Annotated in this window: 14 protein-coding genes; 2 read left to right on the forward strand and 12 right to left on the reverse strand. The window is 73.7% G+C overall.

Annotation, left to right across the window (positions count from 1 at the left end; genetic code table 11):
* Positions 1 to 27 precede the first annotated feature (27 nt).
* Entirely contained in the window at positions 28 to 516 is a 489-nt protein-coding gene (gene greA, locus ACQZ2A_RS12335) for a transcription elongation factor GreA (protein WP_430211365.1), read from the forward strand.
* Between the two features lie 109 nt (positions 517 to 625).
* Here the strand turns inward: greA and ACQZ2A_RS12340 are convergent, their stop codons facing one another.
* The 8 genes from ACQZ2A_RS12340 to ACQZ2A_RS12375 all read right to left on the reverse strand — a co-directional run bounded on the left by ACQZ2A_RS12340 (position 626) and on the right by ACQZ2A_RS12375 (position 8999).
* Positions 626 to 1465, reverse strand: coding sequence for a PhzF family phenazine biosynthesis protein (locus ACQZ2A_RS12340; RefSeq protein ID WP_430211368.1), 840 nt, complete (start codon positions 1463 to 1465; stop codon positions 626 to 628).
* Positions 1466 to 1943: 478 nt separating this feature from the next.
* The gene (locus ACQZ2A_RS12345; protein ID WP_430211371.1) at positions 1944 to 2789 is read right to left on the reverse strand and encodes an ABC transporter permease; all 846 of its coding nucleotides are present in this window, start codon (positions 2787 to 2789) and stop codon (positions 1944 to 1946) included.
* The gene (locus tag ACQZ2A_RS12350; protein WP_430211373.1) at positions 2786 to 3781 is read right to left on the reverse strand and encodes an ATP-binding cassette domain-containing protein; all 996 of its coding nucleotides are present in this window, start codon (positions 3779 to 3781) and stop codon (positions 2786 to 2788) included. Before ACQZ2A_RS12350 ends, ACQZ2A_RS12345 begins: the two co-directional genes overlap by 4 nt.
* Entirely contained in the window at positions 3778 to 4191 is a 414-nt protein-coding gene (locus tag ACQZ2A_RS12355) for a VOC family protein (protein ID WP_430211376.1), read from the reverse strand. The genes ACQZ2A_RS12350 and ACQZ2A_RS12355 overlap by 4 nt, the downstream gene beginning before the upstream one ends.
* A 32-nt stretch (positions 4192 to 4223) precedes the next feature.
* Positions 4224 to 5546: a glutamate mutase L gene (locus ACQZ2A_RS12360; RefSeq protein ID WP_430211379.1), complete on the reverse strand. Its 1323-nt coding sequence runs from the start codon at positions 5544 to 5546 to the stop codon at positions 4224 to 4226.
* 56 nt (positions 5547 to 5602) lie between these two features.
* Positions 5603 to 6550 (reverse strand): intradiol ring-cleavage dioxygenase, encoded by a 948-nt coding sequence (locus tag ACQZ2A_RS12365; RefSeq protein ID WP_430211382.1) that lies wholly within the window; start codon positions 6548 to 6550, stop codon positions 5603 to 5605.
* A gap of 206 nt (positions 6551 to 6756) precedes the next feature.
* Entirely contained in the window at positions 6757 to 7935 is a 1179-nt protein-coding gene (locus tag ACQZ2A_RS12370; RefSeq protein ID WP_430211385.1) for a cystathionine gamma-synthase, read from the reverse strand.
* Positions 7932 to 8999: a GNAT family N-acetyltransferase gene (locus ACQZ2A_RS12375; RefSeq protein WP_430211388.1), complete on the reverse strand. Its 1068-nt coding sequence runs from the start codon at positions 8997 to 8999 to the stop codon at positions 7932 to 7934. The genes ACQZ2A_RS12370 and ACQZ2A_RS12375 overlap by 4 nt, the downstream gene beginning before the upstream one ends.
* A gap of 38 nt (positions 9000 to 9037) precedes the next feature.
* Here ACQZ2A_RS12375 and msrA point away from each other — a divergent pair, with 38 nt between their 5' ends.
* Positions 9038 to 9736 (forward strand): peptide-methionine (S)-S-oxide reductase MsrA, encoded by a 699-nt coding sequence (msrA, locus tag ACQZ2A_RS12380; protein ID WP_430211391.1) that lies wholly within the window; start codon positions 9038 to 9040, stop codon positions 9734 to 9736.
* Positions 9737 to 9812: 76 nt separating this feature from the next.
* Here msrA and ACQZ2A_RS12385 read toward each other — a convergent pair whose 3' ends face one another.
* The 4 genes from ACQZ2A_RS12385 to ACQZ2A_RS12400 form a co-directional block, all read right to left on the reverse strand.
* A complete protein-coding gene (locus ACQZ2A_RS12385) occupies positions 9813 to 11801 on the reverse strand; it encodes a fibronectin type III domain-containing protein (protein ID WP_430211394.1) in 1989 nt (662 codons plus the stop codon).
* A 128-nt stretch (positions 11802 to 11929) separates the two neighbouring features.
* A complete protein-coding gene (locus tag ACQZ2A_RS12390; RefSeq protein ID WP_430211395.1) occupies positions 11930 to 12463 on the reverse strand; it encodes a DUF1697 domain-containing protein in 534 nt (177 codons plus the stop codon).
* A gap of 103 nt (positions 12464 to 12566) precedes the next feature.
* Positions 12567 to 14225 carry an MDR family MFS transporter gene (locus tag ACQZ2A_RS12395; protein WP_430211397.1) on the reverse strand — a complete coding sequence of 553 codons (1659 nt, stop codon included), beginning with the start codon at positions 14223 to 14225 and terminating at the stop codon, positions 12567 to 12569.
* Positions 14222 to 14731 (reverse strand): MarR family winged helix-turn-helix transcriptional regulator, encoded by a 510-nt coding sequence (locus tag ACQZ2A_RS12400; protein ID WP_430211400.1) that lies wholly within the window; start codon positions 14729 to 14731, stop codon positions 14222 to 14224. Before ACQZ2A_RS12400 ends, ACQZ2A_RS12395 begins: the two co-directional genes overlap by 4 nt.
* Positions 14732 to 14733 lie beyond the last annotated feature (2 nt).

Raw genomic sequence — 14733 nt, forward strand, 5'->3', positions numbered from 1 at the left:
CACGTACCCAGCAGGAGTTGACCAGCCGTGACCGAGACCACGACGAACCAGAGCTACCTGACCCAGGCCGCGTTCGACCGGCTCACGGGCGAGCTCGAGGAGCTCACCGGCCCGGGGCGCACCGAGATCGCCAAGAAGATCGAGGCGGCCCGCGAGGAGGGTGACCTCAAGGAGAACGGCGGCTACCACGCCGCCAAGGAGGAGCAGGGCAAGATGGAGGCCCGCATCCGCCAGCTGACCCAGCTCCTCGAGAACGCCGTCATCGGCGAGACGCCGGCCGACAACGGCGTCGTCGAGCCCGGGATGATCGTCACCGTCGACATGTTCGGCGACGAGGAGGAGTTCCTCCTCGGCTCGCGCGAGATCACCGACTCCTCGATGCAGGTGTTCTCCGAGAAGTCCCCGATCGGCGGGGCCGTCAACGGCCACAAGGTCGGCGACACCGTCTCCTACGAGGCCCCGAACGGCAAGCAGATCGAGGTCAAGATCCTCAAGGCGACGCCCTACACCGGCTGACGCCCGCATCACCGCGGTCGGCCCGGCCCCTCCCCGGAGGCGCCGGGCCGACCTGCGTCCGGACCCGGTGCGCGTCGACCTCGCACGAGGTGTCGAGGGCAGCGGCCCGTCAGGCGGGGCGCTCGCCGGTGACGAGGGTGTGGGTGGCGCCGCCGACCCAGGTGTGGCCGTCCTCCACCGTCACGTGCACCCGCCCCTCGCGGCCGATGACCGTGCCCTGCGCCGCGACGTAGCGCGACGGGAGGTGGCCGGCCGGCACCAGCCACTGCGCGAGGCCGGCGTTGAGGCTCCCGGTGACGGGGTCCTCGCCGAAGTCCCGGCCGTCGGAGTAGAAGGCCCGCACCTCGAGGGCGACGTCGTCGTCGCGGGCGCCGTCGGGGTAGGGGGCGGCCAGTCCGGCCTTCATGCCGGCGAAGCGCATCCGGTCGGGGTCGCAGGCCAGGACCGCCTCGGGGGATCGCAGCAGCAGGCCCATCCACCCCGGCCCGTTGTCGACCCAGGCCGCCTCGAGCACGTCGGCCGGGTCGAGGCGCAGGGCCCGGACCATCTCGGCGAGCTCGGCGTCCTCGACCGGGCCCGAGCGGGTCAGCGGCGGCGCGGCGAAGCGCAGGCCGCCGTCGCGGCGGACCTCGACGAGCCCGGCCGCGCACTCCTGGACCACGACACCCTCCCGCCGCGGCGTGCCGCCGGCCTCGAGCCAGGCGTGCGCGCTGCCGAGCGTGGGGTGCCCGGCGAACGGCAGCTCGCCCCCGATGGTCCAGATGCGCACGCGGTAGTCGGCGCCGGGGTCGGTCGGGGCGAGGAGGAAGGTGGTCTCGGAGAGGTTGGTCCACCGCGCGACGGCGAGCATCTCCTCGTCGGAGAGGTCGTCGGCGTCGTGCAGGACGGCGAGGGCGTTGCCCCGGAACGGGCGGTCGGAGAAGACATCGACGAAGCGAACGGCGGGCATGCCGCCATCGAAGCACGCCGACGCCGTCCCCCGAGTCCCGGCCGGCCCGACCGTCCGGTGGTGCGTGCTCCCAGAAACCAGTCATCGCGACCGCGATACCGGACGCCGCGACCGCGATACCGGACGTCGCGACCGCGATATCGGACGCCGCGACCGGGAAACCGGACCTCGCGACCGCGAAACCAGTCATCGCGACCGCGAAACCGGACGCCGCGACCGCGATACCGGACCTCGCGACCGCGATACCCGACGTTGCGACCGGGAAACCGGTCATCGCGACCGGAGTTCGGGGCGACACCCTTTGTCCTCGAGCCGGGCCTGTCGCCGGGGTCCGCCTGCATCGCCGGGGTGCCACAGCACCCCGGCGGGACGGGGCCGCCCCGGCGAGGCGGGAACACGCCGGCGAGGCGGGACCACGCCGGCGAGCAGGGCTCGCACGCCGGGCGGGACACCGCGCCGACTGCGGTGGGCCGGGTCCTCAGTCGTTCGTGCGCCGGACGAACGCGCGCACCGCGAGCGGCGCCAGCACGGCGGAGAGCCCCACCGCCCAGATCACCGTGGTGAGCACCGGGTGCTGCAGCGGAAGGGCGGCCCCCTCACGCAGCGGGATGCCGTCGTTGCCCCACAGCTCGCGCAGCGCCTGGACGAGCGCGCTGATCGGGTTCCACTCGGCGAGGAAGCGCAGCCAGTCGGGCATCACGTCGGTGCGGGCGAAGGCGTTGGACAGGAACGTGATCGGGAAGACGGTCGTGAACATGACGCCCTGCACGGCCTCGACCGAGCGCAGCGCCGACCCGAAGAGGATGCCGACCCAGATCATCGCGAAGCCGAAGAGCACGAGCAGGCCGTAGCCGGCGAGCCCGCGCAGCACGCCCTCGTGGATGCCCCAGCCGACGAAGAGCCCGGTGACCGACATGACGACGATGCCGATCATCGAGTGGATGACGCTGGAGATGCTGCGCGCGACGACGACCGACGAGCGCCCGATGGGCAGCGAGCGGAAGCGGTCGACGATGCCCTTGCCGAGGTCGGTGTTGAGCCCGATGGCGACGATGAACGCGCTGAACGTCATCGTCTGGGCCATGATCCCGGGCAGCAGCCACTCCTTGTAGTCGACGCCGGGGATGGCGATCGAGCCGCCGAAGACGAACGCGAAGAGCAGCACGAACATCACCGGCTGGATGGTGACGTCGGTGAGCATCTCGGGCTGGCGCTTGATGTGGGTGAGGTTGCGCCGCACCAGCGCCCACACCTGGCGCACGGGGCTCGGGCGGCGCTCGCCGGGGTGCACGGCCTGGAAGTGCTGCTGCTGGGTGGCGGTCATCGCACGGCCTCCTCGGCCGGCTCGCCGGCCTCGTCGTCGGTGGTGTCGGTGCGCTCCTCGGCGCGGTGGCCGGTGAGGTGGAGGAAGACGTCGTCGAGGCTGGGCCGCTGGAGACCGATGTCGTCGAGGTCGATGCCGGCCTCGTCGAGGCGGGCCGCGATGCGGGTGAGCGCGGCGACCCCCTCGGCGGGGGCGGTGATGCGGCGCGCGTCGGGGTCGACGTGCAGGTCGCCGACCTCGGCGCGCACGATCTCCTCGGCGGCCCGGACCTCCTCGGCCCGGCTGACCGCGACGACGAGGCTGGCCCGCCCGGAGCGGTCCTTGAGCTCGAGCGGCGTGCCGTCGGCGATGACCTTGCCGTGGTCGACGACGACGATGCGGTCGGCGAGCTGGTCGGCCTCGTCGAGGTACTGCGTCGTGAGGAAGAGCGTCGTGCCCTCGCGGACGAGGTCGCGCAGGACGCCCCACAGCTCGACGCGGCTGCGCGGGTCGAGGCCGGTGGTCGGCTCGTCGAGGAAGAGCACCGGCGGGGTGGCCACCAGGCTCGCCGCGAGGTCGAGCCGCCGCCGCATCCCACCGGAGTACTCCTTGGCCACCTTGTCCCCCGCCTCGGCGAGCGAGAACCGCTCGAGGAGCTCGTCGGCGACGCGACGCACGGTGGCGCGGTCGAGGCCGTAGAGGTCCCCGACGAGGCGGAGGTTCTCGCGGCCGGTCAGCAGCTCGTCGACGGTCGCCGACTGCGCCGTCAGCCCCATCCGCTGGCGCACGGCGTCGGCGTCGCGGACGACGTCGAGACCGGCGACCCGGCCGGTGCCGCTGGTGGGGGTCGAGAGCGTGGTCATCATCCGCACCGTCGTGGTCTTCCCGGCGCCGTTGGGGCCGAGCATCGAGAAGACCGTGCCCTCCGGGACCGAGAAGCTCACGCCGTCGACGGCCGTGAAGTCGCCGAACCGCTTGACGAGGTCGACCGCCTCGATGGCCGGGGTGCTCATCGGACGAGGCAGAACGGGTGTCCTGCGGGGTCGAGGTAGACGACGAACCCGCCGTCCTCGGACGGCTGGTGGTCGTGACGGACCGCTCCGGCGGCCAGGACGCCCTGCTCACCGGCCGCGAGGTCGTCGACGAGGAGGTCGAGGTGGAACTGCTGCGGGTGCCCGCCCGTGGGCCAGGTCGGGGCCTCGAAGTCGTCGGCCCGCTGGAAGGCGAGCGCGGGGACCGAGCCGGCCGGCGCGTCGGCCGGGGTGCCCGCGGGCACGATGGTCGTCCACGAGTCGTCGGAGCCGTCCTGCACCTGCCAGCCGAGGAGGCCGGCGTAGAAGGACGCCAGCGCCGCGGGGTCGGGGCAGTCGAGGACGACGACGTCGAGCCGGAACGTGGCGGAGGGCGGGGATTCTGCGCTCATGCCCCGACGCTAGGGGGTGGCACCGACAGCCGTCACCCGAGTTCGGCGCGCCCCGCCAGACTCGCCGCCAGCGCTCGCGCGCGCACGGGGTCGGACGCGGCCAGGAGCCCGACGGCGAAGAGCACGTAGTCGCGGTCGACGACGGGCGCGGCCCGGTCCGGCACCCGCCAGCCGCCGCCGTGGTCGGTCAGTGCGGCGGCCAGCACGCGGTCGGCAACGGCGGGGTCGGCGTGCCGCAGCACCCCACCGGACCCGACGAGCAGGCCGACCTCGGCGAGCGGGCGCGGGCGCTCCCCCGGCGCCGGCCGCCCGTGCCGCCGCAGCGCCACCGTGACCGCGGAGCGGGCCAGCGCCTCCTCGCACCTCCACTCGTCGGCGGAGGCGGCCACGTGGCCGGTGTCCGCCACGACCCGCTCGGCGTAGCGGGCGACCTCGTCCGTCACGGGCACCCGTTCACGGGCCGCGGCCTCGACCACCCCCTCGGCGTTCCACCGCATCCCCAGGTCGGCCTCGACGGTGCGGGCGTGCCACATCGTGCCGACGACCTCGCGGTGGATGGCCGCGTCCTCGCCCTGGGGGCTGATGACCGAGTAGACGTCCGTCGTGGCGCCCCCGACGTCGACGACGAGGACGTCCTCGCCGCGCACGTCGGCGAGGACCTCGACCCCGCCGAGCACGGCGTCGGGTGTCGCGGCCCGCACGAGGTCGGCGAACCCGCGTCCGCGGGAGAGCCCCTTGCCCCCGATGACGTGCCGGAGGAAGACCTCTCGGATGGCGGCCCGCGCCCCCTCGGGGGCGACCTCGCCGATGCGCGGCAGCACGTTCGCCGTGACGACGTGCCGCCGCCCCGTCCCGGCCAGCTCGGCGGCCACGGCCTCGGCCACCGCCGCGTTGCCGGCGACCACGACGGGGGCCGTGGTGCGGGCGCGCGCCAGGCGACGGGCGTTGTGCAGCAGGACGTCCGCGTTGCCGCCGTCGGTCCCGCCGACGAGGAGGACCACGTCGGGGCGGGCGGCCCGCAGGGCGGTGACGTCGGCGCCGGACATCGGTCCGGAGGCGACGTGGACCACGCGCGCGCCGGCCGACAACCCCACCCGGAAGCCGGCCTCGGCCGTCACCTCGCGCTCGTAGCCGACCACGGCGAGCCGCAGCCCGCCCCCGGCGCTGGAGCACAGGAACAGGTGCTCCGGGTCGTGGGCCACCCCGAGCGCGTCCCGTACGGCGTCGACGCCGTCCATGACGTCGGTGGCGACCGTCGTGGGGTGGGACGCCCGACCGAGCACCACGCCGTCGTCGCCGACGAGCAGCGCCTTGGTGAAGGTCGACCCGACGTCGACGCACAGGACCGCACCCACGGGGCCCGACCCTAGTGGTCGGTGTGGATGCGGTCCCCGGCGGCCGGTCCCCGGCGTCAGCTCGACGGCGGCGCGCCGCCCGGTCCGCCCATCGACCCGCCCGTCGGCTGCGTCGTCGTGTCGACCGGCACGGTGAGCGAGACGGCGTAGCCCGCCGCGACGCTGCCCGAAACCGTGCCCAGCTGGTGCACGCCGCCGTCGTCGCCGAAGACGTTGTCGCTGGTCAGCGACAGCCGCGAGAGGTTGGAGACCGACTGCTCGTACCCGCTCGTCGCGTACACGGTGTCGCAGGTCGCCTTCGGCAGCGCGACCTGCGAGGTGGCGATGGCCTTCGTGGAGTCGGTGATGCTCGCCTCGTCCGGGTAGACCTCGAAGTGGATGTGCGGCCAGCGCCCCGAGTAGCAGGCCGGGAAGATACTCGTGAAGGTCACGGCACCGGCGTCGTCGGTGACCTGCACGCCGCGCAGGTAGTTCTCCTCGGTGACACCGTCGGTGTACATCGAGTACCGGCCCTCGCGGTCGCAGTGCCAGACGTAGACGGCGGCGCCGACCATCGGGCCGCCTCCGGCCGCGATGTCGAGGACGGTGAGCGTCAACGTCATCGGCACGCCCTCGGCCGTGGTCGTCGAGGTGCCGAAGCTGCTGCGGATGTCGTCGCGCACGACCCCGCTCTGCTCGAGGACGTCGGCGCCGTTCGAGCCGTCCCCCGGGTAGGGGCCGGCCGTCTCGTCGGGGATCTCGGTGAGCGCACCGGATGCCGTCGCGCTCGCGGTGGCGCTGCTCGTCGCCGAGGCCGAGGAGGTGGAGGAGGCGCTCGTCGACGAGCCGCTGCCGCAGGCTGCCAGCGCGCCGCCGGCGACGCCGATGCCGAGGACCTGCAGCGCGCGGCGCCGGTCGAACAGCGTGCCGAGGTCGAAGGCCAGCCCCTGGTCGACCACCTCCTCCTCGGGGTGGGGCAGGACGCGGCCCTCGTACGTGGGACGGGAGCGGTCGGTGCGGGTCATCGGAACCTCCGGGTCGGTGTCGTCCCGACGACCGTAGGCAGCCCGCCGAGGCATCCGGTGTGCGTTCCCTGTGCGCCTCCTGTGACGCCGGCCCCGTCGCGCCGCCGGCTCCCCCACCCGTCGAAGGTACAGAACACGCCGCGTGCGAGCTCCGCACACGGCGTGTTCTGTACTCTCGACGGGCTCTACGCGCCCGGGTGCCCACGTCAGGTGAGGCGGTCGAGCGCCTGGCGCAGGTCGGCGACCAGGTCCTCGGCGTCCTCGATGCCGACCGAGAGCCGGATGAGGTCGGCCGGCACCTCGAGCTCGGTGCCGGCGACCGAGGCGTGCGTCATCCGGCCCGGGTGCTCGATGAGCGACTCGACGCCGCCGAGCGACTCCCCGAGGGTCCACAGCCGCGTCTCCCCGCAGACCTTGGCCGCGACGTCCTCGCCGCCCCGGACGCGGAAGGCGACCATGCCGCCGAAGCGCTTCATCTGGCGCGCGGCGACGTCGTGGTTCGGGTGGTCGGGCAGGCCCGGGTAGTGCACGGCCGTGACCCCGGGGTGCGACTGCAGGAAGTCGACGACGGTCTCGGCGTTGTCGCAGTGGCGCTCCATCCGCACGGCGAGGGTCTTCAGCCCGCGCAGGACGAGCCAGGCGTCGAAGGGCCCGGCGACGGCTCCCATCGAGTTCTGGTGGAAGGCAACACGTTCCACGACGGACTCGCCGCCCCGCGTCGTGGCCCCCGGGGCGACGACGACCGCACCGCCGACGACGTCGCTGTGGCCGCCGGCGTACTTCGTCGTCGAGTGGACGACGACGTCGGCACCGAGCGCGATCGGGTTCTGCAGGTACGGGGACGCGAAGGTGTTGTCGACGACCAGCAGCGCGCCGGCCTCGCGGGCGACGGCCGCGATGGCCTCGATGTCGGCGATGCCGAGCAGCGGGTTGGTCGGCGTCTCGACCCAGATCATCCGGGTCTCGGGACGGACCGCCGCGCGCACCGACTCGACGTCGGCGACCCGGGCGATGGAGTGGTCGACGCCCCACGGCTTGAGGACCTTGTTGAAGAGCCGGTACGTGCCTCCGTACGCGTCGGACGGGACGACGACGTGGTCACCCGGGGAGAGCAGTGCCCGCAGCACGGTGTCCTCGCCGGCGAGGCCGCTGGCGAAGGCGAACCCGCGCTCGCCGCCCTCGAGCGCGGCGATGCACTCCTCGAGGGCGGTGCGCGTCGGGTTGGCCGAACGCGAGTACTCGTACCCGCCGCGCAGACCGCCCACGCCGTCCTGCTTGTAGGTGCTCACCTGGTGGATGGGCGGCACGACGGCACCGGTCGTGGGATCCGGCTCCTGCCCGGCGTGGATGGCGCGGGAGGAGAAGCCGAGGTTCTCGGGAGTCATGCTCCGAGGGTAGGACCCGGGCGGCCGGGCGGCTCCGCGCGGGGTGCGCCGGCCCTGGGGAGGTGCTTCTGCCACTGGGACACCCGGGCACCCACCCGGAAGCCCATCGCCGTGTTGACGGCCAGCATGTGGGTGTTCGTCGCCGCGTTCCACGTCCGTACGGTGCGCACGTCCGGCACGCCGTCGGCGAGCGCGCGGAGGTTGGCGACCTTGAGCGCCAGCCCGAGGCCGTGCCCACGGTGCTCGCGCAGGACGAGGGTGTCGTGCTGGAACGCCAGGTGCGGGGCGTCCTGCGGCACCTGGATGCTCGTGTACCCGACCAGCCGGCCGCTCGCGAGGTCCCGGGCGAACGTCGACACGACCCGTCGGCCCATCGCGCGGGTGCGCTCGTCCTCGCCGCGCACGCGCTCCTCGTCCCACTGCTCCTCCTCGAGCTCGAGGTCGCCCAGCGGGGCGTCGGTCGACATCCTCCGCGCGAGGACGGCGCGGTCCGCGAGGTCCGTCTCCGGCATCGCGTCGACGTGGGTCTCGAGCCGGTACCCCGGCGCCACGGGGGCACCGGGGAGCTCCGCCGACGCCACGAGGAGGTCCGAACGCAGCACCCGCTGGGCGAGGACGAACCCGTGGCGCTCCACCCACGGCCCCTGCGGGTCGCGGTCCGTGTCGGCCGTCCACTCGGTCTCGGCGTGCAGCGTCGTGCGCCCCAGCTCGCGGGCCCGCTCGTGCGCCCACCCGAGGAGCCGGTCACCGAGCCCCCGCCGCCGGTGGCCCGGCAGGACCGCGACGACCACCCAGCAGACCGTCGGGTTGTCGCGGAGCGGTGCGATGACCCCCGCCGCCCCGACGGCCTCCCCGCCGACCACCGCCAGCACCTGCAGGCGGCGCTTGGAGGGGGAGGCCTCCATCTCGCGCAGCTCCTGGGCGCTCCACGCGTCGTGGTCCTCGCCCTGCTCGTGACGGGCCACGTCGACGAGCACGCCGGCCCAGGCGTCGAAGCGGGCGATGCCCTCGGGGTCGGTGTCCAGGCCGGAGACGGGCACGAGACGGGGGACGAGGTCGCTCACGAGGAACACCGTGCCATCCCCCGGGCGTTGGACGGGACATGCTGTTCGGCTCGAAGGCGAAGACGACCCTGCCCACCCGCGACGAGGCCCTCCCCGGCCGCGACCACCGGATCTTCCCCGTGCCCGTCACCCACGAGGTGCTCGGCACGCCGCTCGAGGGCCCGTGGCCCGACGGCACCGAGGTCCTCTACGTCGCGATGGGCTGCTTCTGGGGCGTCGAGCGCATCTTCTGGAAGCTCCCCGGCGTCGTGACCACCGCGGCCGGCTACATGGGCGGCTACACGCCGAACCCGACGTACGAGGAGACCTGCACCGGTCGCACGGGGCACGCCGAGGCCGTCCTCGTGGCGTACGACCCCGCGGTCACCTCCCCCGAGCTGCTGCTCAAGGCCTTCTGGGAGAACCACGACCCGACGCAGGGCAACCGCCAGTACAACGACGTCGGCACGGCGTACCGGTCGGCGATCTTCACGACCACGCCCGGTCAGGCCGCCGCCGCCGAGGCGACCCGGCAGGCCTTCCAGGGCGTGCTCACCGAGGCCGGCCGCGGCGAGATCACGACGACCATCGCGAGCGCCGAGCAGGCCGGGCCGTTCTGGTACGCCGAGGACTACCACCAGCAGTACCTCCACAAGAACCCCGGCGGCTACTGCAACCACGGCCCGAACGGGCTGACCTGCCCCGTCGGCGTCGCGAACCTCCCCGCGCAGACCGACGTCGAGCCGCCGCGGGCCTGAGCGCCCCCGGCACCGGACCCGCACGCACGGACTCCCGACGCCGAGGGCGCCGGGAGTCCGTGGACCGTGGTGGCCGCTACTTGCTGGTCACCGTGAACGGTGGGGTGGTTCCGCCGCCGCTGGAGACCGCCATGACCCGGCCGGGGCTGGACGTGCCCGCCGCCGCGTTGCGCAGCCGGATGGTCCAGTCGCCGACGCCCGGGGGTGCGGCGGCCACGACGGTCGCGACCGCGCCCGGGATGGCCGCGCCCTGGGTGCCCGTGGCGGTGACCCGGTAGAGCGTCACCGTCGTGCCCAGCTGCGAGCCGGTGCCGACGATCTTGAAGTCACCGGTCTTCCAGACGGCGGTGCTGATCGTGATCCGGTCGGTGGGGACCGGCGTGCTGACGGTGATCGGTGCGGAGAAGTCGCCGACCCCGGCCGCGTTGATCGCCGCGACGGAGAACACGTACGGCGTCCCCGGCGCGAGCCCGCTGATGGTCTGCCGCGGCAGCGCCGTGACCGGCGGCGTGGTGACCGTGGTCCCGCCGGGGGTGGTCACCCGCACCTGGTAGCCCGTCACCGTGGTGTCGGTGCTGGCGTTCCAGGTCAGCGCCACCGCGCTCTGCGACGCGGTGCCGGCGAGACCGGTGGGGGCGGCCGCGAGGGGCGGCAGCGGACGCGGCTCGAAGTCGCCGGCGAAGGTGGCCAGGTTGCCGGCCTGGTCGAGGGCGACGACCGACAGGTGGACCGGTGCGGTGATCGGGATCGACCGGGGCAGCGGGCTCGGGAGCAGGACCGCCTCGTCGGTGGGCACGCCACCGGTGACCACCGGCACGTCGGGGCCGCCGATCGGGGTCGTCGTGTAGAAGACCTGGCCGTCGCTGTTCACGGTGACCTGGTCGGTCTGGGTGGTCCCGCCCGAGTCCGGGGTGATGGACAGCGTCGGCACCGTGGTGTCACCGAGCTGGGGTCCGGTCCCTCCCATCGTGAACGGCACGCTGAGCCGGTCGCCGGTCATCGAGCGGACCTCGACCGTGTAGTCCCTGCTCGGGTCGAGGCCGGTCAGGTTGGTCGACCGCGCATCGGGTCCGAAGCGGCGGCCGGAGGTGGCGGCGGGGAGCGAGCCCTGCTCGATCACCTCGACGTCGTAGCCGGTCACGGCGGCGGCACCGGGCTGCGGGGCCACGGGCGTCCAGTTGACCTGCATCGAGGCCTTGTCGGCCGACCGGATCGCGGTGGCGCCGCCGGCCGGTGCCTCCTGCTGCGAGGGCCCGAGCGGGCAGCCGCCCATGCCCGGGCCGCCGGCCTCGCCGAACTCGGAGATGGTCAGGCTCTGCCGGTTGCCGTCGGCGTCCTGGACCTGCCAGTTCATCGCCCGCTCGCCGAGGTCGGCCGCGGCGGTGGTGTCGGCGAGCTCGACGGTGTCGAAGACGTAGGTCGCGAGGAAGGTGCCGGCGGCGGCGTCGATGGACATGCCCGAGGAGTAGCCGCCGCGCGGCGCGCGGGTCAGGGGGCCGGGCAGGGCGCGCACGTCGCGCTTGCCGACGGCGGTGCCGACGAGGTCGGGCTGGATGATGCGCTGCTCCAGGAAGCTCGGGTCGACCCCGGGCCCGAAGGTGCCGGCGACGGTGATGGTGCTGCCGTCCTGCACCATGTCGCTGGCCGTCGCGGAGGACGTCGTGGTCTCCTCGACGCTGCCGTCGGGGAAGGTCACCGACACGACGTCCCCGGCGCGGATGTCGGGGGTCACCTTGAGCGAGGTCCCCGCACCCCAGCACTCGCCGCCGGGGTGGTTGATCTCGAACGCGACGTCGGTGCCCGAGACCACGGCCTCGGCGGACCCCATCACGGTGCCGTCGCGGACCACGCGCACGACGGCGCGCTCCCCGGCGTAGCGCTCGTAGCCCTCGACCGAGACGAAGTCCCGGTCGGGGAAGACGACCACGTTGTCGGGGAAGGCGGGCACCGCGGCACTGGCGGGCTGGGCGACGGCGATGCCGGCGACGACCAGGCCGAAGGCCCCGGTCAGGGACAGCAGTCGTCGCGGCGTTCGGCGGACTGGTTGGACGATGTTCTCGGGCACGATGCACTCCCCTGGACGTGGGTGCCGCCGCAGACGGAACGGGCGACTCTCAGCAGTCTCCGAGGGCGACCTTGGGGTTTCCTCGTGCTCTCGCCGCTGGTCAGGACCGGCGACGCCGCGGCGGGGCCCTACCGCGCGTCGATCTTCGCCACGAGCCGGGTGAGCATCGTGACGTTGCGGCTGCTGGTGCTCAGCGGTCCGAGCACCTTCTCCCAGTCGCGCCCCGTGAGGCGGGAGTCCGTGGACTTCCCGCGCATCCGCCAGTGCACGTCCGCCCCGTCGACGACGAGCGCGTCGAAGGGGTTGGACAGGGCCTCGAGCCGCTTCGCGTCGGCCGCCGCCGGGGCCTCCTTGAGGAAGGTCACGATGTGCGTGTCGCCCGCCTCGACGGGGAAGGGCTCGGCGGCCAGCACGTTCCGCAGCTGGGCCGCGGTCCGGACGAAGGTCGTGCACTCGAAGCCGAGGTCGTCCTCGAACGCCCGCTCCATCGCCCGCTCGAGGGACGCCCGTGCCCCGGTGGCGTCGAAGACGACGTTGCCGCTGTTGACGAAGGTCCACACGTCGGCGTACCCGAGCCCCTCGCACACCGCGACGAGGCGGGACATCGGCGCCCGCCGCTTCCCGACGTTGACCGCTCGTAGGAACCCCACCCGGACGCTCATGGCGCCTCACTCTAGGGCCGGCCGCAGCATGCAGGAGCCCCCGCGCTCCGGGTCCTTCCCCGGTGCCGCGGGAGCTCCTGCGCGAGGTCGTCCCGGCCGGGGCTCAGCGCACGCCGGCCGGCTCGCCCGCCCGCACGTCGTGCTCAGCCGGGGCGCTCGACGACATCGTGTCGAGGAGCTCGGTGCCGGCCTCCTCGGCCGCCTCGGCCGGGGTGTCCGCGTGGTTGCTGTCGCGCAGCGGCAGCGCCTTGATGGCGAGCGTCGCCAAGAGGACGAGCACGACGATCGGCAGGCCCATGAGGAAGACCGCGTGCAGCTGGTCGGCCAGGCCCTGACGGACGGCGGTGGCGACGGCCGGCGGCAGCTGGGAGAGGGCCGCCGGGTCGAGCACCGAGCCGGCGCTGGCCGCACCCTCGGGCATCGAGGCCGCCGCGCCCGCCGGCAGGTGGGAGGCGATGGCGCTGCCGAGCCCGCTCGTCAGCACGGTGCCGAAGACCGCGATGCCGACCGTCGAGCCGACGTTGCGGAAGAACTGGCTCGACGCGGTCGCCACCCCGAGGTCACGCTTCTCGGCGGCGTTCTGGACGACGAGCGTGTACTGCTGCATCGCCATCCCGATCCCGATGCCCAGGACGACCATCGCCAGCGTGAGCTGGGTCTGCGTCGAGTCGGCGGTCAGCCGGGTGAGGAGCCAGATGCCGGCGCCCATGACGACGACCCCGACGGCCATGAACGGCTTGTAGACACCGGTCTTCGTGATGACCAGGCCGGTGACGATGCCCATGACGATGAGGCCGACCATGAGCGGGGCGAGGATGAGGCCGGAGTTCGTCGCGTCGACGCCGAGCACGCCCTGGGCGAAGACGGGGATGTAGATGATCGAGCCGAACATCACCATGGCCAGGCCGAAGCTCGCGAGGTTGGCCGCCGTGAACACGCGGGACCGGAAGAGGCGCAACGGGATCACCGGCTCCTCGGCGCGGCTCTCCGCGAACACGAAGGCGGTCAGGCCGAGGACGCCGACCACGTAGAGCCCGATGATGGTGGCCGAGCCCCACGGGTAGGACGTGCCGCCCCACGAGGTGGCGAGCAGGACCGCGGTGAGCCCCACGGCGAGGGTGGCGATGCCCCAGCCGTCGACCTTCGCCTCGCGCCGCTCGTGCGGGAGGTGGAGGAAGCGCAGGATGAAGCCGGTGGCGACGATGCCGATCGGGATGCCGGCGAAGAACAGCCAGCGCCAGCCCCAGTGGTCGGTGATGAAGCCACCGGCCAGCGGCCCCGCGACCGACGTGACGCCGAAGACGGCGCCCATCAGGCCCTGGTACTTGCCCCGCTGACGCGGCGGGATGATGTCGCCGATGATGGTCTGCGACAGCGGCATCACCGTGCCCATGCCGAGGCCCTGGATGGCGCGGGCCGCGACGAGCACCCAGAAGCTCTGGGCGAAGCCGGCGACGAGCGAGCCGAGCATGAAGACGACGAGCCCGGCGATGTAGAAGCCGCGGCGGCCGTAGAGGTCGGAGAACTTGCCGACGATCGGGACGGTGATCGCCGAGACGAGGAGGGCGGCGGTGGCGACCCAGCTGTAGTGGTCCATCCCGCCGAGCTCGGAGACGATGCGCGGCATCGCGGGCCCGACGATGGTCTGGCTCACGGAGGCGACGAGCATGCCGAGCATCAGCCCGACGAAGACCCGGGAGGCCTCCGGGCTGAGCTTGTACGGCTGCTTCGCCGGTGTCTTCGCGATGGTCGCGGAGGTCATGCGGGAGTCCTTTCACGGTGGGCCGCACCCGTTCCGGTGGCGGCGGGGCCCGCGACGCTGCGAGCGGTGGTGTCGTGGGAGCCGGCGACGACCGCCAGCGAGCCCTGGAGCCGCCCGAGCAGGTCGGCCAGGGTGCCGCGGTCGGCGGGCGACCAGTCCTCGAGGGCGATGCCGACCAGCTCCTCGCGGCGACGGCGCTCGGCGGCGAGCACGGACCACCCGGGGTCGGTGAGCCCGATGCGCTGGGCGCGGCCGTCCTCGGGGTCGGGGCTGCGGTCGAGGAAGCCGCGCTCGACGAGGGCGGAGACCCGGCGGCTCGTCGTCGAGGGGTCGAGCCCGCCGGCGTCGGCGAGGTCGCAGGCGCGGCGCGGGCCGAGCTTGGCGGCCAGGGCCAGCAGCGCGTACTCCCCCCGCGTCACCGGCCCGTCGACGACGTGGCTGCGGCTGAGGAGGGTGAACAGCGCCGAGAGGTGCTCGGTGACGAGCGGGTCGGCGTTTGGTTGCATGA

The organism is Phycicoccus avicenniae (assembly GCF_050496545.1).
In the GTDB taxonomy this organism is placed as follows: Bacteria; Actinomycetota; Actinomycetes; order Actinomycetales; family Dermatophilaceae; genus Phycicoccus; species Phycicoccus avicenniae_A.